This window comes from Microbacterium sp., from assembly GCF_052099035.1.
Classification (GTDB): Bacteria; Actinomycetota; Actinomycetes; order Actinomycetales; family Microbacteriaceae; genus Microbacterium.
In genome coordinates this window covers 1-19,494 of the sequence record NZ_JBQDSX010000020.1, presented here as the reverse complement: position 1 = coordinate 19,494, position 19,494 = coordinate 1, and the positions used below count along the sequence as shown (strand labels likewise).

At 66.6% G+C, this 19,494-nt stretch carries 20 protein-coding genes; 10 read left to right on the top strand and 10 right to left on the bottom strand.

Annotated elements, in window-relative coordinates; genetic code table 11:
* Positions 1-7: 7 nt before the first annotated feature.
* Positions 8-925 carry a glycine betaine ABC transporter substrate-binding protein gene (locus tag ACTIAO_RS08430; protein WP_441905842.1) on the top strand — a complete coding sequence of 306 codons (918 nt, stop codon included), beginning with the start codon at positions 8-10 and terminating at the stop codon, positions 923-925.
* Positions 925-1,290, top strand: a complete 366-nt coding sequence (locus ACTIAO_RS08425) for a DUF5997 family protein (RefSeq protein ID WP_441905841.1) — start codon at positions 925-927, stop codon at positions 1,288-1,290. The genes ACTIAO_RS08430 and ACTIAO_RS08425 overlap by 1 nt, the downstream gene beginning before the upstream one ends.
* A 14-nt stretch (positions 1,291-1,304) precedes the next feature.
* Here the strand turns inward: ACTIAO_RS08425 and ACTIAO_RS08420 are convergent, their stop codons facing one another.
* Entirely contained in the window at positions 1,305-2,564 is a 1,260-nt protein-coding gene (locus ACTIAO_RS08420) for an AI-2E family transporter (RefSeq protein ID WP_441905840.1), read from the bottom strand.
* A gap of 61 nt (positions 2,565-2,625) precedes the next feature.
* On the opposite strand from ACTIAO_RS08420, the gene ACTIAO_RS08415 reads away from it, so the two are divergent.
* Both ACTIAO_RS08415 and ACTIAO_RS08410 read left to right on the top strand, forming a co-directional pair.
* Complete coding sequence (locus ACTIAO_RS08415; protein ID WP_441905839.1) at positions 2,626-2,925, top strand: chorismate mutase; 300 nt, start codon at positions 2,626-2,628, stop codon at positions 2,923-2,925.
* Between the two features lie 3 nt (positions 2,926-2,928).
* Complete coding sequence (locus tag ACTIAO_RS08410) at positions 2,929-3,966, top strand: Gfo/Idh/MocA family protein (protein ID WP_441905838.1); 1,038 nt, start codon at positions 2,929-2,931, stop codon at positions 3,964-3,966.
* A gap of 47 nt (positions 3,967-4,013) precedes the next feature.
* On the opposite strand, the gene ACTIAO_RS08405 is transcribed toward ACTIAO_RS08410, so the two are convergent.
* From ACTIAO_RS08405 to ngcE, 7 genes are all read right to left on the bottom strand, one after another.
* Positions 4,014-5,279 carry an ankyrin repeat domain-containing protein gene (locus ACTIAO_RS08405; RefSeq protein ID WP_441905837.1) on the bottom strand — a complete coding sequence of 422 codons (1,266 nt, stop codon included), beginning with the start codon at positions 5,277-5,279 and terminating at the stop codon, positions 4,014-4,016.
* A gap of 54 nt (positions 5,280-5,333) precedes the next feature.
* Positions 5,334-6,047, bottom strand: a complete 714-nt coding sequence (locus ACTIAO_RS08400; RefSeq protein WP_441905836.1) for a DUF4822 domain-containing protein — start codon at positions 6,045-6,047, stop codon at positions 5,334-5,336.
* 166 nt (positions 6,048-6,213) lie between these two features.
* Positions 6,214-6,834, bottom strand: a complete 621-nt coding sequence (locus ACTIAO_RS08395) for a response regulator (protein ID WP_441905835.1) — start codon at positions 6,832-6,834, stop codon at positions 6,214-6,216.
* The gene (locus tag ACTIAO_RS08390) at positions 6,831-8,030 is read right to left on the bottom strand and encodes a sensor histidine kinase (RefSeq protein WP_441905834.1); all 1,200 of its coding nucleotides are present in this window, start codon (positions 8,028-8,030) and stop codon (positions 6,831-6,833) included. The genes ACTIAO_RS08395 and ACTIAO_RS08390 overlap by 4 nt, the downstream gene beginning before the upstream one ends.
* A gap of 146 nt (positions 8,031-8,176) precedes the next feature.
* A complete protein-coding gene (locus ACTIAO_RS08385; RefSeq protein ID WP_441905874.1) occupies positions 8,177-9,025 on the bottom strand; it encodes a carbohydrate ABC transporter permease in 849 nt (282 codons plus the stop codon).
* Positions 9,026-9,087: 62 nt separating this feature from the next.
* Positions 9,088-10,107 (bottom strand): carbohydrate ABC transporter permease, encoded by a 1,020-nt coding sequence (locus tag ACTIAO_RS08380; protein ID WP_441905833.1) that lies wholly within the window; start codon positions 10,105-10,107, stop codon positions 9,088-9,090.
* Positions 10,104-11,522: an N-acetylglucosamine/diacetylchitobiose ABC transporter substrate-binding protein gene (ngcE, locus tag ACTIAO_RS08375; RefSeq protein ID WP_441905832.1), complete on the bottom strand. Its 1,419-nt coding sequence runs from the start codon at positions 11,520-11,522 to the stop codon at positions 10,104-10,106. Before ngcE ends, ACTIAO_RS08380 begins: the two co-directional genes overlap by 4 nt.
* A gap of 327 nt (positions 11,523-11,849) precedes the next feature.
* Here ngcE and ACTIAO_RS08370 point away from each other — a divergent pair, with 327 nt between their 5' ends.
* Genes ACTIAO_RS08370 through ACTIAO_RS08350 form a run of 5 tightly spaced genes read left to right on the top strand, consistent with a single transcriptional unit; the run spans position 11,850 to position 16,213 of the window.
* Positions 11,850-12,755, top strand: a complete 906-nt coding sequence (locus tag ACTIAO_RS08370; protein ID WP_441905831.1) for an SIS domain-containing protein — start codon at positions 11,850-11,852, stop codon at positions 12,753-12,755.
* Positions 12,752-13,684: an ROK family protein gene (locus ACTIAO_RS08365; RefSeq protein WP_441905830.1), complete on the top strand. Its 933-nt coding sequence runs from the start codon at positions 12,752-12,754 to the stop codon at positions 13,682-13,684. The genes ACTIAO_RS08370 and ACTIAO_RS08365 overlap by 4 nt, the downstream gene beginning before the upstream one ends.
* Positions 13,681-14,622 carry a 1-phosphofructokinase family hexose kinase gene (locus ACTIAO_RS08360; RefSeq protein WP_441905829.1) on the top strand — a complete coding sequence of 314 codons (942 nt, stop codon included), beginning with the start codon at positions 13,681-13,683 and terminating at the stop codon, positions 14,620-14,622. The genes ACTIAO_RS08365 and ACTIAO_RS08360 overlap by 4 nt, the downstream gene beginning before the upstream one ends.
* Entirely contained in the window at positions 14,619-15,461 is an 843-nt protein-coding gene (locus ACTIAO_RS08355) for a class II fructose-bisphosphate aldolase (protein ID WP_441905828.1), read from the top strand. Before ACTIAO_RS08360 ends, ACTIAO_RS08355 begins: the two co-directional genes overlap by 4 nt.
* A complete protein-coding gene (locus tag ACTIAO_RS08350; protein WP_441905827.1) occupies positions 15,461-16,213 on the top strand; it encodes a DeoR/GlpR family DNA-binding transcription regulator in 753 nt (250 codons plus the stop codon). Before ACTIAO_RS08355 ends, ACTIAO_RS08350 begins: the two co-directional genes overlap by 1 nt.
* Positions 16,214-16,430: 217 nt before the next feature.
* Here ACTIAO_RS08350 and ACTIAO_RS08345 read toward each other — a convergent pair whose 3' ends face one another.
* Together ACTIAO_RS08345 and ACTIAO_RS08340 are read right to left on the bottom strand one after the other, a co-directional pair.
* Positions 16,431-17,234 (bottom strand): MerR family transcriptional regulator, encoded by an 804-nt coding sequence (locus ACTIAO_RS08345; RefSeq protein ID WP_441905826.1) that lies wholly within the window; start codon positions 17,232-17,234, stop codon positions 16,431-16,433.
* 46 nt (positions 17,235-17,280) lie between these two features.
* Complete coding sequence (locus tag ACTIAO_RS08340; RefSeq protein ID WP_441905825.1) at positions 17,281-18,717, bottom strand: MFS transporter; 1,437 nt, start codon at positions 18,715-18,717, stop codon at positions 17,281-17,283.
* Positions 18,718-18,792: 75 nt separating this feature from the next.
* On the opposite strand from ACTIAO_RS08340, the gene ACTIAO_RS08335 reads away from it, so the two are divergent.
* Positions 18,793-19,386, top strand: a complete 594-nt coding sequence (locus ACTIAO_RS08335; RefSeq protein WP_441905824.1) for a helix-turn-helix domain-containing protein — start codon at positions 18,793-18,795, stop codon at positions 19,384-19,386.
* The last annotated feature ends 108 nt before the right edge of the window (positions 19,387-19,494 follow it).

The window sequence follows — 19,494 nt, the reverse complement described above, 5'->3', positions numbered from 1 at the left end:
GAACATCATGTTCACCGCACGCAAATCACGCCTTGCCCTCGCGACCGGAGTCGCGCTCGCCGCATCCCTCGTGCTCGCCGGCTGCTCGAGCAGCAACCCGCTCGACGCTCCCACCGACGAATCCTCCGGCGGTGAATCGGACACGATCGTCGTCGGATCGCAGGCCTACTATTCGAACGAGATCGTCGCCGAGATCTACGCGCAGGCGCTCGAGGGCGCCGGGTACACCGTCGACCGTCAGTTCAACATCGGCCAGCGCGACGCGTACATGCCCGACCTCGAATCGGGGGCGATCGGGCTGTTCCCCGAGTACACCGGAAACCTGCTGGAGTACTACGACGACTCAGCCGAGGCCACCAGCCCCGAAGACGTCTACGCCGCACTGCAGGAGGCTCTCCCCGACGGTCTCACTGCGCTCGACTACGCCGAGGCCAGCGACCAGGACACCTACACGGTGACCACCGAGTTCGCCGAGGCGAACGACCTCACGACGATCGCCGACCTCGCGAACGTCAGCGAGAAGGTCACGATCGGCGGAGCCCCCGAGTTCGAACAGCGCCCCTATGGTCCGGCCGGCGCCCAGGAGCTCTACGGCGTCGACCTCGCGTTCTCGGCGACGGGTGACACCACGCTCGAGTCGCTGCTGGCCGGCGAGATCCAGGTCGCCGACATCTACAGCGCCGACCCCGCCTTCGAAACCGAGGACATCGTCGCGCTCGAGGACCCGAAGAACCTCATCCTCGCCTCGAACGTCGTGCCGATCGCATCCAGCGAGATCGCCGACGAGATCGCCGAAGTGATCAACGCCGTCAGTGCAGAGCTGTCCGCCGAAGACCTCGTCGCGATGGGTGTGCAGAGCACGGTCGATCAGAAGTCCCCGGAGGACATCGCCACGAAGTGGCTGACCGACAAGGGCCTCATTTGATGGCCAGCGCACGCGAGGTCGCCCAGCGACTCGACATCTCCCCCGAGATGGCCGCCCGTCACGGGCTCGATGCTGGCATGAGCGAAGAAGCCGTCGCGGCGCTCGAACAGGATCCACCCGCGTGGCTGATCCAGTCGCGCGCGAACCGTACGAAGGGCGCCCGTCCCGTCTGGGTCACCCTGAAATGCGACGTGTGCGGGTTCACCGAGTCGGCGCGACCGAAGAAATGGTGGCCGGAGTTCACCTATCTCAGCTGCCGCGTTCACGCACCGCAAGAGCTTCCCGCGCCAGCATCCAACCAGCACCGCACCGAGATCGAAGGCGTCGGCAGTCGCTTCATCGGCGTCGTCGACGTCACCATCTGACCGCGGCTTCGGGGTCAGAGCCGGGAGTCTTGGCGCGGTATCCAGACCTTGTTGATGATGATGAGGATGGATGCCGCGACCGGCACCGCTACGAGCGCTCCGAGGAGTCCCAGGAGCGTACCGCCGACGAGCGCGCCGATGACCACCAGGGATCCGGGGATCGAGATCGCCCGATTCATGACGCGCGGGGTGAGGAAGTACGACTCCAGCTGCATGTAGACCAGGTAGATCACGGCGAAGATCAGCGCCAGGATCGGGCTGGTGAACAGCGCGATTCCGGTGCCGATCACCCAGAAGATCAGGGATCCGACGAGGGGGATGAGCGTGATCAGGAACGCGACCACGGCCAGCAGTAGCGGGAACGGCAGCCCCATCACCGTGTAGAGGATCAGCACGATCATCGAGTTGATGAAGGCAAGTATCACCATGCCCATCACGTACCCGCCGACCGAGTCGGTGATCTGCTCCGTGATGATCGCCGTGTTCTCGCGGTCGCGGGCCGGCACCAGGCGCAGCAGCGACTTCTTGATGGTGGGGAGGGTTGCGACGAAGTAGATGATGAGCACGAGAACGATCACTACGCCGGAGATCCCGGTCGCGATGGATGCACCGACCTGAAGTGCACCGCCGCCGATGGTCGCGATGTTGCTGGGGTTGGTGAGGAAGCTCTGGACGTCGGCGACGAGGTCCTGGAACTGGTCACCGAACTGCTTGTCCAGCGTCTTGTAAACATCACTCGCCGTGAAATCGCTGACGAGGCCGGGGACGCTCTTGACGAACGAGGTGATCTGATCGACGACGGTCGGGATGATCGTCCACAGCACAAGACCCAGCACCACGATGAGCCCGATGAGAACGATGAGAACGCTCCATCCGCGACCGATGTGCCGACGTTCGAGAAAACGCACCGCCGGGTCGAGCCCGAGAGCTGCGAACAGTGCGAGAGCGATGTAGATCAGCACGGTCGAGAGGTTTGACAGCGCCATGCCGAGGAGGATCGCAGCCAGCGCTCCCAGCGCGACGAGGAACCCGAAGGTGAAGGGCTTGTCGATGCGCGTCCAGAACGACCGCGACGGCGGCTCAGGCTCGATGACCGGCTTCGGGGTGAGGGGATGCTCGTCGGGCTCGGTCTTTTTGGCCTTCTTGGCCTTCTTCGACTTCTTCACCACGACTGCTGCTTTCGGCGCATCCTTCGCAGGCGACGCATTTCCGGCGGACGGCGTCTTTGCCGAAGGGCCGGATTCCTCAGGTGTCGTGGGCAGGTCATTGCTCATGCGCCAACTCTAGAGGGCGCGGGCGCGATATCGTCTTAAGCGCCGACGAACAGGGAGAGCCATGACCGACGCTGAGGATGCCCGCGCCGAACTGCTGCGCCTGCGCGGCACGATCGACAACATCGATGCCGCGCTGATCTACATGCTCGCCGAGCGCTTCCGTGCCACTCAGCAGGTCGGCATCCTCAAAGCGGAGCACGCGATGCCGCCCTCCGACCCCGGGCGCGAGGAGCAGCAGGTCGCACGGCTGCGTGCGCTCGCCGAAGAGGCGCACCTCGACCCCGAGTTCGCCGAGAAGTGGTTCAATTTCGTCGTCGCCGAGGTCATCCGCCACCACACCGAGGCCGCCGAAGGGCGCTGACTCGTGGCTTTCCGGCTGGGCATCATCGGTCACGGGATGTGGCCGTCGACGTACCTGATTCCTGGGGTTCGAGCACTCAGCGACGTCGTCCTCGTGGCCGTGTGCGGCCGCGACGCCGCACGAGCATCCGCCTTCGCCGCGGACCACGGCATCCCGCATTCCTACGACGACATCGAGCGGATGCTGTGCGTAGAGAACCTCGACGGCGTGATCATCGCGACCCCTCCCGGCCAGCACGAGGCCGCCGTGCGCGCGGTCTCGGATTTCGACGTGGCCGTCCTCTGCGAGAAGCCGCTCGCGCTGGAGGGAGAGGGCGCGCGCCGCATCCGCGACATGCTCCAGGGCCGGCCAGCGCTCACGGGATTCACGCTGCGCTGGCAGCCGCTGTTCCGAGAACTCCGTGAGGTCATCGACTCCGGCATCGCCGGGCCGGTACGGCATGTGCGCATCGACTACCTGCAGTCCTCGGCGGCGACGCCAGCGCACAGCTGGGACTGGCATTTCGATCACGACGCCGAGCCGCTCGGCGTCGTCTCCGATCTCGGCCCGCACGCCATCGATGTCGTGCGCTGGATGGCCGGGGACGTGAATCAGGTCACGGCATTCGGACGAACGACGATTCCGGAACGACCAGACGGTGAAGGCCGAGCGCGTGCGGTCACCAATCTCGACACGGCGGACGTGCACCTCGTCGCATCCTCGGGAACGACGGCGTCGTTGACGATCAGTCGCGTCGCTCCGGATGCCGGCGGACCTGGCGGTATCACCATCGAGGTCCTCGCAGAGGAGGGCTGGATCAGAACCAACTCGAATGCGCCGGATGTCGTCATCGGCACGGCATCCGGTCTTCAGCGCCGGCCTGTCCCGGTTACTGCTTTCGCCGACGGGGCCGGCGCGCAGATCGGCGACTTCGTCGCACTCGCGCGCGGCCGCACGCGGGAGGGCCTCCCGATGATCGAGGACGGCTACCGGGCGCAACTCGTGATGGATGCCATCGCGCAGTCACTCGATCGCGGCGAAGCGGCTGCGGTCAGACAGTGAAAGCCTCCCCGAGTCGCAGGGGGGGCGACTCGGGGAGGCGGCTTGTATCACTGCGCGCTGGCGCTCTCCAGCACTCGGACGACAGCGGTCTGCCCCTTCGACCGGGCATGCTCTACGGCGGTCACGCCGTTGCCATCGGCGATGTCGATGTCGATGCCCGCGTCGACGAGCGCGGTCGCGATGTCGACGTACCGCTGCGACCCATCGCCGAACACGACCGTTTCGAGCAGCGCGGTCCACCCCAGATCATTCACATGATCCAGGTCGACTCCCGTGCTCACGACGCGCGTGATGTACTCCGAGTGGCCGCGCTCACCGGCGGGGATGGGGGAGAGCCCGCCGTACCTGTTGGGGATCGTCATGTCCGGGTCTGCGGGCAGGAGTGCCTCGAGCATCGCGACGCTCCCGGTCACGCCGGTGACGAGCCAGGGTGTGTCGTGCCGGTAGTCGAGGGCGTCCGGATCGGCGCCGAGCGCGACGAGCAACCGCGCCACCGCGACGCGATCGTGCGTGGAGGCCAGCAGCAGCGGAGTCTGCTCGAGGTCGTTGCGGGCCTCGATATCCGCTCCCGCGCGCAGCGCGAGTGCCGCGGCATCCGCGTCACCGTCCTGCGCTGCATTCAGAAGCCGCTGGTCGGCCTCGTCCTGTTCCAGCACGCTCACCTCGCCCGCGGCACGCAGGAGTTCGGCCTGCGGATGCAGAGAATGTTCCTCGGCGAGCTCCACGGGGGTCATGCCGCCTCTTTCAGAGCGAATGCTCACATCGGCTCCTCCTGCGACGAGAACGCGCACGGTGTCCACGTAGGCGTCGACAGCGTCGGTCTTTGCGAAGACCAGAGCCTCGTGCAGCGCCACCCACCCGAGGTTGTTGACGTGGTCGGGGTCGGTCCCCGCCTGAAGAAGTCGTCCGACGATGCCGGCGTGGCCCCGCTCGCCTGCGCGGATGAGGCCGGTGCCCCCCCAGGAATCCAGGCTCGTCACATCTGCACCGTTCTCAAGCGTGAGATCCAGCAGCGCAAGATAGCCCTCACTGGTCGCGATGAGGTAGGCGCTCTGCACCGTGTCATCCTTGGCGTTCACATCCGCGCCCGCCTGGATCAGCTCCGCGGCGGTGTCGACGTCGTTCTCCCAGGCGGCGGCGATGAGTTTCGCGTCGAGTACCTTCTGCGTCGGTCCGTCATCGTCCGACGAGGGGTCGGGCGACGGAGCATCTGACGCGCGGCCAGTCGGGCCGGATGCCGCGGCAGCGCACCCGGCGAGAACGAGAGACACCGACATCGCGGTCGCGGCGAGAACAAGAGATCGTATCTTCATGATGGTGGTCCTCCGTGGGTGATCATGGTGTGCGGTGTCAGGGACGGATACGGATCAGCTGGTGCGTCCGCGGCGCACCATGCGCGTGATGTACACGGCGGCGCCACCGAGCAGAGCGACGACTCCTGCGACGAGTGCAGCGATCGGACCGCCGCCGCCCGTCTCGGCAAGCTCCTCACCATCGGCGGCGCCATCAGCGGCACCGGTGTCCGCAGCGTCACCTTCGGCGGCACCCGCGTCGCCGCCGGTCGAGGCCTCGTCGTCGACGGGGGCGTCGGCCACGGGCTCGGGGTGATCGGTCGGTGTGTGGATGATGTCGTAGTAGGTCGACGGGTCGGTCTCGTCGGGGACGACCCGGTAGGTGAATTCTTCATCGGTGAGCGCGGTGATCGGCACCGTGCGCTCGAAGAGCACCTCGCCGGCGGCATCCTTCGCGACCAGAGTTCGTTCCGAGCCGTCTGCCGAGACGGTCCAGTCGCCCTGCATCTTCGGGGAGTCGTCGAGGTTGTACATCGTGAAGGTGCCGTCGGTCTTGTAATAGGCCCAGCCGACGAAGTTCGCCACTGCCTCGTCGGTCAGCGCGATCTCGTTGCCATCCTGGTCCACGGCGCCGGTGGTCTCCCACGGCGTGTCGGCCAGTACGGCGGAGGGGGTGCTTTCTGCGGCGCTCGTGATCGAGATCGGAGCGGCGGTGCTGTCGGCGGCGAACGCGCCTCCGGCAGGTACGAGACCGATCGCGACGGCGGTGATGACGGATGCCGTGATCATGGAGCGACGCGAGGGAGCAATGCGGTTCTGCATGGTGTTCTCTACTTTCCTGAGGGAATGAGAGCCTCGACGCGGATCGTCGAAGCGAACACATTCCACGTTAGGAATCGCCGAGAATCGGCACATCAACCGATCAGTTGAAGCTACCTGACAGAACGCCGTGCGCTCAGATGCGGATGAAGCCGCGTCTGACGGCCACGGCGATCGCCGCCTGCCGGTTGTCGGCGCCGAGCTTGGCGAATGCGTGGTGCAGATGGGTCTTCACCGTCGCTTCGCTGACATGCAGGGCGCGGGCGAGATCGCGGTTGGATGACCCACCGGCCGCCAGCGTGAGAACCTCCAGCTCGCGCGAGGTGAGCGCCTCCTCCGGCCTGTCGATGCGTTCCAGAACGCGCGCGCCGATGGGGCCCTCCAGAGCACGGTCTCCGTTTGCGGCCTGGCGGATAGCGTGGAACAGCTCGGCGGGCCTGCTGTCCTTGACCAGATATCCGGCGGCACCGGCATCCAGGGCACGCACGATGTCGGCATCCGAGTCGTACGCGGTGAACACGAGCACGCGGGTATCGGGGTTCTCCCGACGGATCGCACGGATCGCCTCGATGCCGTCGGGGACGTCATCGCCGAGATCGAGATCGACCAGCGCGACATCGATTCCCGCCGCGGAGGCGACGGCCTCCGCGACCGATCCCGCTTCGGCGACGACCTCCAGGTCGCTCTGCGTATCGAGCACCGCGCGGATGCCGTGGCGGAGCACGGGATGGTCATCGAGCAGCAGTATCCGGATCATGAAGCGCTTTCCTCGACAACAGGTGTGGGAACGATCGCGGAGATGACGGTGCCGTCGCCGGGGCGGGTCTCGATCGTGAGCGCACCGTCAAGATTCTGCATGCGCCACGACATGGCGCGGATGCCGAAGCCCGAACTCCTCTCGGTCGCGTGCATCGCGTGAGCAGCGGGATCGAAACCGATCCCGTCGTCTGCCACGTCGAGGCTCACCGCGCCGTCGAAGAAGGTGAGCGTGACATGGATCGACGAAGCGTGCGCATGCTTGCGCGCGTTGATGAGCGCTTCCTGCACCACGCGCGAGAGCGCGTGCGAGATGTCATCGGAGACGCTGCGGTCTGCGCCGATCACCGAGAAGGATGCCCCGGCCGCCGCCGACTGCGCTTCCAATACCGCAGCGAGTGAGTCGACGCCTGTGCGTGGACTCGCCAGTCCGTGCAGGAGCTGCCTGGTCTCGATGAGCGTTTCGCGCAGCGCTTCCCGCGCGTCCCGCACAGCGGGAGATGCGGTCTCACCGCGCAGATCATCCGACTCCAGCATGAGCAGTGCGGATGCGGTGCTCTGCACCACGGTGTCGTGCAGCTCGCCGGCCACCCGTTCGCGCTCGGCGAGCGCACCGGCGTCGCGTTCTGAATCGGCGAGCTGCTCGCGCGTATCGATCAGCTCGCCGATCAGTACCTGCTGCGCGTCCAGAGCCCGATCCAGCGCGGTGTATGCGTAGGTGAGCACGAGACCGCCGAAGAACGGTCCGAGCACGAGTCCCAGGTCATCGCCATTCGACATCAGGAACAGCCCCACGCTGACCGCGATGACGATGGCTCCGGAGATCACGATGGCGAGCCGACCTCGGATCACCCGGTGCACGGCGAAGAACAGGGCGAAGCCGCACCATCCGAACGAGGGCGCAAGAACGGTGAGCGGCAGCCAGAAGGCGGTCGCGAGAAGGAGGCCGACGCCCTGCCGTGAGCCGACGGCCTCGAGGCCGGAGACGGCACGGGCGGTCTCGGGGTCGCGGCGGCTGATCACCGCGATCGCATAGCTCACGGCGGCACCGACGGCGAGAACGAGCGCGGCGAATCCGACGCCTTCCAAGGGGTGCCGGCTGAAGTACCGAATCGCGCACACGATGAGCAGGACTGCGAAGCCGGTGTCGACGGCGAGATCCATCGCCGGCAGGCGTCGTTGATGCGAGGCTCTCATGCTCTCAGCGTACGAGGTGAACGCCGTGCGGCGCTGACCGTCCTACGTCGTGATGATGCGTCGTGCGCGAACGGCACGGAACCGGATGCCACGACGACAGCATCCACCTCACCGACCAGCGGTCCTTCGCAGCCGGCGCCGCCGACCTACCGCGACGTGCCCTGCGACACCGATCCCTGCAGCTGGCGCTGGAAGAAGATGTACACGATCAGCACCGGCACGATCGTGATGATCACCGCGGCGAACAGCGCACCCTGATCGACTTCGTATCCGGCAGCCGACGCGAACGCCGCCATTCCCTGCGAGAGCACGTACTGCGAGGCGTTCGGGTTCAACGCCACCGGTAGCAGGAACTGGTTCCATAGACCGAGGAAGTTGAGGATACCGATCGCGGCGAGTCCGGGCTTGGCCATCGGCAGCATCACCTGGAAGAACGTGCGCCATTCACTGGCGCCGTCGACGTAGGCCGCTTCCTGGATCTCGTACGGCAATGACTTGAAGAACGAGTACAGGAAGAACACCGTGAACGGCAGCGCGAACGCCACGTAGGTGATGATCAGCCCCGGCAGGGTGCCGAGGAGCCCGATGCCCTGCAGGATGAAGAACAGCGGAACGATCGCGAGGAACACCGGGAAGGTGAGACCCGCGAGCATCAGGTAGTAGATGACCCTGCTGCCGGGCACCGAGAACCGGGCGAGCACGTAAGCGCACATCGCACCGAGCAGCATCACCAGGACGAGTGCGACACCGACCACGATGACGGTGTTCAAGAACATCTGGCCGAAGTTGTACTTCGTCCAGGCGTTGATGTAGTTCGTGGGCTCCCACGATGACGGCAGCGTGAACGGCGAGTCGAAGATCTCGCCGGTGGTCTTGAACGAGCTGAACAGCGTCCACAGCAGCGGCAGGATCACGATGATCGACCAGATCGCCAGGATCACGTGCGAAATCGTGCTGATCACCTTGTCGCCGGTGGTCCCGCGGGTCGTTCGGATGAACGCCGCATCCCTGCGGGCGCGCTTCCGATCGATCACGATCAGATTCTGCGTCTTGTCGCTCACAGGCGTCCCCCATCTTCCTTGCCGCCGGTGAGTCTGTTGATCAGGAACACGACAGCGGCGAACACCAGCGTGACGACTGCGAGCACGACGCCCATGGCGCTGGCCAGGCCGAACTGGCTCTTCTCGAACGCGGTGCGATACAGATACTGCGACATCACGAGGGTGGTGTTGCCGGGGCCGCCGGTCGAGTTCAACGCGGCCATGTAGACGAACGCGTCGAGGGCGAGGATGCCGATGTAGATGACCGCGGTCTGCACGTTGTCGCGGATCAGCGGCAGCGTGATCGAGATCGTCGTGCGGTACCGGCCAGCACCGTCGATACGGGCCGCTTCGTAGACCTCCGAGGGGATGCCCTTGATGGCGGCGATGAACAGCACCATGTAGAAGCCGACCATTCCCCAGACGATCACGAAGATCGACGCACCCATCGCGGTTCTCTCATCACCGAGCCACGCGAAGCCATTCGTATCGAGACCTACGGCCGTGAGGATGCCGTTGAGCAGGCCCTCCGGCGAGTAGATCAGCGCCCAGAGGATACCGATGACGATCGCAGGGATGACGTACGGGAAGAACGAGACGACGCGGTAGAAGCTCGAGCCCGAAAGGCCCCTGACCTGTCCGGTGCTGGGCCCGCCGACGGTGATCATGCTGGCGAAGATCAGCGCGACCGTCAGGGTGATCACCGGGACGAAGATCGCCAGGACGATGTTGTTGCCCATCGCTTGGAGGAAGGTCGTGTCGGTGAAGAGGCGCACGAAGTTGTTCAGTCCGACGAAGTCCATCTCGGGTGAGAACCCGGTCCAGTTCGTCATCGAGTAGTACACGGCCTGCACGAACGGCGAGATCACGAAGATCAGGAAGATCGCGACCGGGAGGACGAGGAAGACCAGCAGGAACGAGATGTAATCGAAGGTCAACGGGCGCTTGCCGAGGCGGGGCCGCTTGCGCCGCCCCGCCTTTGCAGCAGTGACCACGGCGGTGTCCAGCGCCGTGTCAAGACCGGGAGCAGATGTCACTTGATCTCGATCTTGGTGACCGAGTCATCCTCGCGGACCTTGTCGGTGAGTGCCTGCAGCTGGTTCGTGATCTCTTCGACGCTCATCTTGCCGTCGAGGAACGAGTTCCAGATCGGCAGCTGGTCGCTGTTCATGCCGTACAGGTTGTAGAACTTGATCGTGAAGACGTTGTCTCCGGCGGCTGCGAGCATCTTGCCCTGCGACTGCAGAGCGGTCGAGCCGAAGCCATCCTCGGGAACGGTGTTCTTGACGATCGTCGGTGCGAGCTTCTCCTTGGCGAACGCGACCGCGGACTCCTTCGAGAGCATGGTGCGCAGCAGCTCCTTGCCGCCGGCCGGGTTCTTCGCCTTGCTCGGGACGATGAACGGCTCGCCGGCCTCTGCGCGCATGTAGCCCGCAGGGGTGGTCTGGTCACCGTTGAGCGGCAGCTCGGCGATGCCCATCATGTTGAAGCCCTCGGCAGTCTGCGACTTCATCTCGTTCTCGATCCACGAGCCCGACGGGTACAGCAGCGCCTCTTCCTTGTTGCTCCACTGCGCCTGGGCCTCGGTGAACTGCGTGCCCGAGCCGCCGGGCTTGACGTAGCCCGACGTGATGAGGTCGTGCAGGATCGTCAGGATGTCCTGGATGATCGGGTTCGACCAGCATCCTTCCTCGAGGTTCTCCAGCGGCAGGCGCACCTCGTCGCCGCCCTGGATGACCGCGGAGTCGATGACGAGCGTCTGGTAGTACGTGGCGGCTTCCTTGCCCCACAGGAACAGGTACTTGCCCTGCGCCTTCGCGGCTTCGCCGAGAGCCTTGAGGTCCTCCCAGCTCTTCGGAACCTCCCAGCCGTTCTTCTCGAACAGGCTCGACGAATACCAGATGCCGTAGACGGTCATGACGTAGTTCAGCGCCACGAACTTGCCATCGAACGTGCCTGGTTCCTTGACGCCGGCGAAGAGGGTGTCGGCGATCTTCGTGCCCTCGAGGTTCTCGGCGTCGACCACATCGGTGAGGTCTTCGAGCTGATCGATGATCGTGTTCCAGCCGATGGAGTTCGCACCGGAGTTGTCTACGAGGTCCGGCGGATTGCCGCCGACGAAGCGCGGCTGGAGTTCGGTGGCGATCTTGGTCGAGGGAGAGACCTTGATGGTCACCCCGTCCATGCCCTTGCTCTTCTCCATGATCTTCGCGGAGTTCTCGACGTAGTCCACGCCGTATCCGCCGTTGAAGATGACTGCATCCACCGTCGAGTTGGCGGCAACACCGAACGGGTTGTCAGCGGTGACCTCGCCCGTGGCGCCTCCGCCGCCACCTCCCCCACCAGGTGCTGCGCAGGATGCCAGCGACATGCCGAACGGCAGCAGCAACGCCGTTGCTACCGTTCCGCGCAACAGGTTGCGGCGGCTGATGGAGGTGTTGTTGAGTTCCATCTTTCGTACCTTTCCTCGTGGTGTGATTCGGTCGAGTTCGACGGGTCAGCGATGCTGCCCGTGCGCTTCACGGAGGGGTGCGGAGGGCATAGCTCGACGCGGTACGGCGGTGAAGCCGTTGAGTGCGCCAGGGTTGGCGTTCATGCTGCGTGGCACCTTTGCCTCCAGACTCGCCGCAGGAAGTCTCTGTGGCTTGAAACTATTCTCACGGTCCCCGAAGGTCAAGTTAGGACGAATAACATATGGGTCACGATCGATGACTTATGATTGCATGAGACCGATTCAAGCAAAATAGTGCAGTCACAATTTCAGAGAAAGGTGTCACGAATGAGCGACCCGAGTACCCCCGGCGCACACATGCGCGAAGAGCTGCTGTCGCAGCCCGAGACCTGGGCGCGCGCCGCCGAGATGCGCACCGAGCAGAAGATGCTGCCGTCGTCCGGCAAGCGCGTCGCCGTCATCGGATGCGGCACCTCATGGTTCATGGCGCAGTCGTACGCTGCTCTGCGTGAGACCGCAGGGCACGGCGTGACCGATGCATATGCAGCATCCGAGGCTTTCCTCGATCGCGACTACGACGCGATCGTCGCCCTCACCCGCTCCGGCACGACCAGCGAGGTGCTCGAGGTCACCCGGCAGGTCACGGGCCGCATCCCGGTCATCGGTGTGATCGGCGACCCGACCTCGCCCCTGGTCGACCTCGCCGATGAGGCGGTGCTGCTGCCGTTCGCCGACGAGCAGTCGGTCGTGCAGACGCGGTTCGCGACGACCGCGCTGACTCTGATGCGTGCATCGCTCGGCCTGGACGCGGATGTCGCGAAGTCGATCGCGGATGCGTCGGCGGTTCTCGCCGCGACAGACGATGAGACGCTCACGACGGCTGATCAGTACACGTTCCTCGGTCGGGGCTGGAGCATCGGCCTTGCGCACGAAGCGGCTCTGAAGATGCGCGAATCCTCGCAGTCGTGGACCGAGTCGTACCCGTCGATGGACTACCGTCACGGTCCGATCGCGATCGCTGCTCCCGGCCGCATCACCTGGCAGTTCGGCGTCGCACCCGAGGGTCTGGCCGGTCAGGTCGAGGCCACCGGCGGACGCTTCGTGCAGCACGACATCGACCCTCTGGCCGACCTCGCTCGCCTGCACCGCGTGGCACTGGATCGCGCCGTGGCCAAGGGACTCGACCCCGATATGCCCCGTAACCTCTCCCGATCGGTCATCCTGGACGCGTGAGCATCAACGATTCGGGGATCGGGGCGGGGGCTCCGGTACTCGCCTTCGACGTGGGAGGCACCGACATCAAGTCCGCCCTCTTCGATGGCGACGGCATCGCGCTCGGTCTCCAGCGCACGCCGACGCCGCGGCCGGGCGATGACCCGGCCGCGGCGCTGATCGAGGAGATCGCTCGGTTATCGGACGCGTTACGTGCGCAGCATCCGGCCGTCGAGCCGCGGGCGCTCGGCTTCGTCGTCCCCGGAATCGTCGATGCGGATGCCGGAATCGGCGTCTTCGCGAGCAACATGGGGTGGCGCGATGCTCCGCTGCGCGCGCTCGCCGAAGAGCGGCTCGGGCTTCCGATCGCCTTCGACCACGATGTGCGCGCGGCGAGCTGGGCGGAGCACGAACTCGGCGGCGCGCAGGCATACGACGACGTCATCGTGATGGTCATCGGCACGGGCATCGCCGGCTCCATCCTCATCGGCAGTCAGCCGTATACGGCGGGCGGATACGCCGGCGAGATCGGCCACTCGCCCGTTGCCGACGGCGCGCTGTGCGCCTGCGGAGCCCGCGGCTGCCTGGAAACCATGGCCTCGGCCGGAGCCATCGCCCGCCGCTATCGCGAGGCGACCGGCACCACCCCGAACGGCGCGAAGGACGTCATCGCGCGCGCAGCATCCGGCGATGCGGTGGCCGCCGATATCTGGAACTCCGCCCTCGACGCGCTGGCACTCGCGCTGGCCCAGCTCACCGCGGTCATGGCGCCCGAGGCGATCATCATCGGCGGGGGACTGTCCCGCGCGGGCGGCGCTCTCTTCGATGAGCTGCGTGCGCGGCTCGCTGCGCGCCTGAGCTTCCACCGGATTCCCGTGCTGATCCCCGCGGAGCTCTCCGGCAACGCCGGTCTCCTCGGCGCGGCACTGCGCGCGAGGGAGCGAGCGTGATCCTCACCGTCACCCCGAACCCCGCCGTCGACATGACGTGGGAAATCGATCGCATCGAGACCGGGGGCACGCATCGTGCGGATGCCGGCGCCGTGCGCGCCGGTGGCAAAGGACTGAACGTCGCCAGAGTGCTGCACGCCGAGGGCATCGCCGCGCGCGCGATCACCACGGTCGGCGGGGCGACCGGATCCGAGCTGCAGGACGAGCTCGAGAGCAGCGCAGTGCCGCATCTGCTGATCCCCGTTGCAGCCCCCACCCGCCGCAGCATCGCGTGGGTCGATCGCGCGCTCGGTGACACGACCATCGTCAACGAGCGCGGCGTCAGTCCGACGCCCTCCGAGTGGGTCGAATTCGTGGATGCTGTCCGCGAAGAGTCCGCCGCGGCATCCGTCGTCGTGATCTCGGGAAGCTTCCCTCCCGGCGCGCCCGACGGGTTGCTGCGGGACCTGATCGCGGCCGCGGGCGACCGTCCCGTGATCGTCGACACTTCGGGCCCGCTGCTGCTGGCGGCCGCGGATGCCGGGGTCGCTGTCCTCAAGCCGAACCGGGCCGAACTCGCCGATGCCACCGGGATCAGCGACCCGGTCGCCGGCGCGCGCGAACTGCTCCGCCGCGGCGCAAAGCTCGTCCTGCTCTCGCTCGGTGCCGAGGGGATGCTGGCGGTCAGCGCCGACGGCATCCTCCAGGCCCGCCTGCCCGAACCCCTGGCTGGCAACCCGACCGGCGCGGGGGATGCGGCTGTCGCCTCCGCAGCATCCCTGCTCGCCGTCGACCGAGCCCTCGACCTCGAATCGGTTCTGCGCCGCGCGACGGCGTGGTCGGCTGCGGCCGTGCTCATGCCGCTCGCGGGCGAGATCTCGCCGCGGCATCCGCAGCTCGCCGACGCGCTCATCGTGACGGCCGTCGACCCTCTCACGACTCCGAAGGACTCCGTATGACTCTCGTCTCCGCCGCCGATCTCGTCCGCGATGCCGCCGCTTCCGGCCGAGGCATCGGGGCATTCAACGTGATCCACCTTGAGACGGCGGAGGCGCTGGTGGCGGCATCCGCTCAGGTAGGTCTCCCGGTGATTCTGCAGATCTCGCAGAACTGCGCGAGCTATCACGGTGCGCTCGAGCCGATCGCGCTCGCGACCCTCGCGGTCGCGCGGCGTGCCGAGACGCCGGTCGCCGTGCACCTCGACCACGCCGAGAACCCCGAGTTCGTCGATGAGGCGATTGCCCTCGGTTTCGGATCGGTCATGTTCGACGGCGGTGCGCTGCCCTACGACGAGAACGTCGCGCTCACCCGAGACGTCGCGGCGCGCGCCCACGCGGCCGGTGTCTACGTCGAGGGCGAGCTCGGCGAGGTCGGCGGCAAGGACGGTGCCCACGCTCCGGGTGTGCGCACCGACCCCGACGAGGCGCGGGCATTCGTCGCGGCGACCGGAGTCGACGCACTCGCCGTCGCGGTCGGATCGTCGCACGCGATGCTCGACCGCAGCGCTTCTCTCGACGTCGACCTCATCGGGCGGCTGCACGCTGCGCTCGACGTCCCGCTCGTGCTGCACGGCTCGTCGGGCGTCGCGGATGCCGTTATCGTCGAGGCTGTGCGCGCCGGAATGACGAAGATCAACGTCTCCACTCACCTGAACGGCTTCTTCACGCGCGCGGTTCGATCGAAGCTCGCCTCGGATGAGCGTCTGGTCGATTCGCGCAAGTACATCGCTCCCGCTCGCGACGCGGTCGCCGGCGAGGCGGCGAGGATGCTGCGACTGTCCGCCCTGCAGGAGCACTGATGAAGCGCGCCGCTCGCCTGAGCGCCATCCTCGATCTGCTCGCCGAGCAGGGGGAGGTGTCGGTGGACGAGCTCGTGGAGCGGTTCGCAGCGTCGCCTGCGACGACCCGCCGTGACCTCGACAGCCTCGCCGAGCAGCGGCTGCTCACCCGGACGCACGGCGGAGCGGTGGCGCAGTCGGTCGCCTACGAGCTGCCCATCCGGTACAAGAGTCACCAGCGCACGGATGAGAAGGATCGCATCGCGCGCGCGGCATCCGCTCTTGTCCACACCGGGGCGGTCGTGGGGCTCTCCGGCGGCACGACGACGACGGCGATCGCTGCAGCTCTGGCAGCGCGTGACGACCTCGGCGAGTTCACGATCGTCACGAACGCCGTCAACATCGCATCTCAATTGGCGACGCGCCCCGACATCAAGGTCGTCGTCACGGGCGGAGTCATCCACTCGCGCAGCTATGAGCTCGTGGGCCCGTTCGTGGAGCAGCTGCTCAGCGGCATCCAGCTCGATATCGCCTTCATCGGCGTCAATGCGCTCTCGGCCGCCGATGGTGCTGCCACCCACGACGAGCGCGAAGCGGCCGTGAACCGCATGATGGCGACGCGTGCGACACGAGCAGTGGTCGTCGCCGATTCCGGAAAGATCGGCCGCGCCGCGTTCGCGCAGGTCGGTGGCCCGGAGCTGTTCCAGACCGTGATCACGGACGCTCCCGCCCCGGAGCTTTCGGATGCCGGGTACGAGGTCCTCGTCGCCTGACCCGCGCGCCCGCCCGCGCCCCCGGTCCTGCCCCGCCCGCCCGCGCCCGCCCGCGCGCCGCCTACGATTCGCCGAGGCCCAGGCTGGTCGTCCACGCCCCCTCGTATTTACGTAAATCAGCGAGGGCGTCGGCGAGCAGAGGGGGCCTCGGGTGGGGGTGGTTGGGCGCGAGCGGGGGCACGAGGCGCGGGGTAGCGCGCACGGGGACGCGGCGCGCTCAGGGGCGGGTGACGGGCTGCTGCAGCTCGGTGACCCAGTCCGCCTGATCGTCGGATTCGGCCCGCACATACAGCTCCCGGCAGGGCCCGGACGGCACGAAACCGCGCGCGAGGATCTCGGCGTGGATCGCCTGCCAGCTGCCAGCGATCCCCTCCATGGATCCCAGATGGATGCCGCACACGGCAGCATCCTCAGCCGGCAGCTCGACGATCTCGAAGCCGTCGCGTGCCGGCCCTGAATACGCGTACCCGATTGTGATCGAAACGCCGTCCTCGCCGTGATCGTACTGGGCGATCGGTGTCTCCAGCGCGCCGCGCTGATCTCCCACGATCTCCGCGATCGCATCGAACGCGGGCCCGACAACGCCGGCGATCTCGGGCTGCGTTGCCACGACGGCCCGTCGCGCAGCGAGCCGGACCGCAGGGAGGGGCTTGTCGATGATCTCGATCTGGGACATGTGATTCTCCTTCTCAATGAGGTGGAGTCTCCGTTCCACATCGACGAGTCGCTCGGCTGCGATCCGGTGCTCTTCTTCGACCTCCGCGCGGCGTACGCGCAGCAGGGCGTCGATGCGCGCAGCATCCACTCCCTGATCAAGGATCATCGAGATGTCATCCAGGCCGAAGCCGAGCTGACGCAGAGCCACGATCCGGTGCAGCCTCGCGAGCTGCGAAGGATCGTAGGAGCGGTAACCGCTGAACTCGTCCACGTGGGCGGGCACGAGCAGGCCGGCGGTGTCCCAGTGCCGGAGCATCCGGTGGGTCACCTGGCCGATCTGCGCGAACGCTCCGATGGACAACATGTCTCAGTTCTCCCGCCTGCCACTGTGTCAGGGTCAAGTATCCGCCCTATCGGATCGAGAACTGCGCGGCGTGCGCGGTCCAGCCGGACTCGGAGGGCAGCGCGCGCAGCGCGGCTGTCGATACGGCGAGCAGGACGGAGATCGCGCAGAGCGCGGCGCCGATGAGGAGGGTCGCCTCGCGTCCGATGAACGACAGGCCGATGCCGGCGACGAGGGGAGCCAAGGGCATCGCGCCCATGCCGAGCACCGCGGACGCGCTGTTCGCCCGGCCGAGCATCTCGGTCGGAGTCGCCACCATGAAATAGCCCATGAGTGCTGCGTTGACGGCCGGGATGAAGAACACGATCACACCGAGCACGATCGCGAGCAGCAGCGGCTCGTGGACGGGGATCATGCCGAAGATACCGAGGGTGGAGACAAGCAGCCCGCCGATGATGATCGTGCCGGCGCGGACGCGAGAAACCAGGAACGGCGCGAGCACGGCGCCGATCAGCATCGCCACGCCCGCCCCGGTCGAGAGCAGTCCGATCGTCAGTGGCGTCTGACCCTGCTGCTGCAGCGCGTAAATCACGGTGGTCAGCGCGATGCTGAAGCCGAGGTTGATGATCGTCGCCACGAACAGCACGCCGCGCAGGTCGGGTCGGGAGAACAGCCAGGCGAATCCCGTGCGCACCTCGCGCAGGGCGTTGGGCTTGGCAATGGTGATGGCGGCTGCGAGCAGGCCGGTATCGGATGCTGCGGCCTCCGCGTCGTGTCCAGCATCCGCCCGTTCAGTGGGAAAACTCAGATCATCTGGCGTGTCGGCGGCGTGTTCGGGTCCGACTCCCCGCCGACGCGCCAGATCGTCTCCGTTTTCCGAAGCGGCGGGGGTGGATGCGGCGGGGCCGGATGCTGCGACCGAGCGCTGCAGCATCCATGCCGTTGCTGCGGCGATGAGCTGGCAGACGGCCATTGCCGCTCCGATCAGCCATGCGCCTGCGGCGAGCAGCGCGCCACCGAGCGGTCCGCCGGCGAGCTGGAGCACGGCATCCCGTCCCTGGTTCGCGGCCTGGGCTCGTCCCATCGCGTCGTCCGGGACGATCTCCTTGATCGCGCTCTCGCCGGCGACGTCGAACAGGCCCGTGCGGGCGGCGAGCAGGATCTCGGCGATCAGCAGCGTGCCGAACGTGAGCGCATCGGCGAGGGCGAGCACGGTGAATCCGGCCGCGAGCATGAAGCCGACGACGGAGCCGGTGACCATCATCGCGATGCGGCGGTGTCGGTCGGCGAGCACTCCGCCGTACACCGTCGTGAGCGTGCGGATGCCCATACCGATGGCGCTGATGACCCCCGCCTGGGCCGGGTCGTTCGTGACGAACAGTGCGATCAGGGGGATGGCGAAACCGAACAGTGCGCTGGCGAGGCCCTTGGCGGTGTCGCTGATCAGCCACGTGATGTAGCGGCCGTTGTGGATCAGGCTGTGGGCGGGGGCGGTGGTGGCCATGGTGTCGATCGTAGATCCGCAATAGTTATTGCGCAACTATATGTGCGCAATTAAGTGTGCGGATAGGATCGGGGCATGGCGGATGAGACTCCTTTCGAGGATCCGTATCCCGAGGCGCAGCACGCGAGCTCGGCGATGCTCAAGGCGTACGCTCATCCGCTGCGCCGCCGCATCGCCAAGGTGCTCGTGAAGCGCGACTATGCGCGTGCGGCGGACATCGCCGCCGACCTGGATGTGCCCGCCAACAGCGTGAGCTTCCATCTGCGTGTGCTGGCGGATGCCGGACTCATCGAAGAGGCGCCGGAGCATGCCCGCGACCGGCGCGATCGGGTGTGGAAGGCGATCGAGGGTTCGTGGAACATCGGATCACCAGCGCATCCGGTCGTCGATGAGCTACTCGGCGGTGCGCTGATGAGTGCGCTCGTCGAGGATCACATCGAGATGGTGCGGCGCGTGATGGCTTGGGTGCCGGAGTATGTGACCGGCCGTGACCCAGACCCGCACGGGACTTTCTCGCAGCACAATCTGCGACTGAACCCGACGGAGTACTCGAACTTGGAGAAGCGGATCCACACGGTGATCAAGGAGGTCACGGAGGCGCATGACGCCGATGACCCGGACACCCGTACCTGGACACTCGACATCATCGCCGCCGACGACACGATCTGAGCTGTTTCCGCTGCTGTTCCCGCGCGCTTCGCGCTGTCGTTCCCTGCCTCGCGCTACTGTTCCCTGCGTCGCGCTGTCACTATCCGCTGGCGCTGCTAAAACTTCTGC

Bases quoted from the DNA above. Each gene is read 5' to 3' on its own strand.
- ACTIAO_RS08430 (WP_441905842.1), top strand. From the start codon at position 8: ATGTTCACCGCACGCAAATCACGCCTTGCCCTCGCGACCGGAGTCGCG.
- ACTIAO_RS08425 (WP_441905841.1), top strand. From the start codon at position 925: ATGGCCAGCGCACGCGAGGTCGCCCAGCGACTCGACATCTCCCCCGAG.
- ACTIAO_RS08420 (WP_441905840.1), bottom strand. From the start codon at position 2,564: ATGAGCAATGACCTGCCCACGACACCTGAGGAATCCGGCCCTTCGGCA.
- ACTIAO_RS08415 (WP_441905839.1), top strand. From the start codon at position 2,626: ATGACCGACGCTGAGGATGCCCGCGCCGAACTGCTGCGCCTGCGCGGC.
- ACTIAO_RS08405 (WP_441905837.1), bottom strand. From the start codon at position 5,279: ATGAAGATACGATCTCTTGTTCTCGCCGCGACCGCGATGTCGGTGTCT.
- ACTIAO_RS08400 (WP_441905836.1), bottom strand. From the start codon at position 6,047: ATGATCACGGCATCCGTCATCACCGCCGTCGCGATCGGTCTCGTACCT.
- ACTIAO_RS08395 (WP_441905835.1), bottom strand. From the start codon at position 6,834: ATGATCCGGATACTGCTGCTCGATGACCATCCCGTGCTCCGCCACGGC.
- ACTIAO_RS08390 (WP_441905834.1), bottom strand. From the start codon at position 8,030: ATGAGAGCCTCGCATCAACGACGCCTGCCGGCGATGGATCTCGCCGTC.
- ngcE (WP_441905832.1), bottom strand. From the start codon at position 11,522: ATGGAACTCAACAACACCTCCATCAGCCGCCGCAACCTGTTGCGCGGA.
- ACTIAO_RS08370 (WP_441905831.1), top strand. From the start codon at position 11,850: ATGAGCGACCCGAGTACCCCCGGCGCACACATGCGCGAAGAGCTGCTG.
- ACTIAO_RS08355 (WP_441905828.1), top strand. From the start codon at position 14,619: ATGACTCTCGTCTCCGCCGCCGATCTCGTCCGCGATGCCGCCGCTTCC.
- ACTIAO_RS08350 (WP_441905827.1), top strand. From the start codon at position 15,461: ATGAAGCGCGCCGCTCGCCTGAGCGCCATCCTCGATCTGCTCGCCGAG.
- ACTIAO_RS08345 (WP_441905826.1), bottom strand. From the start codon at position 17,234: ATGTTGTCCATCGGAGCGTTCGCGCAGATCGGCCAGGTGACCCACCGG.
- ACTIAO_RS08340 (WP_441905825.1), bottom strand. From the start codon at position 18,717: ATGGCCACCACCGCCCCCGCCCACAGCCTGATCCACAACGGCCGCTAC.
- ACTIAO_RS08335 (WP_441905824.1), top strand. From the start codon at position 18,793: ATGGCGGATGAGACTCCTTTCGAGGATCCGTATCCCGAGGCGCAGCAC.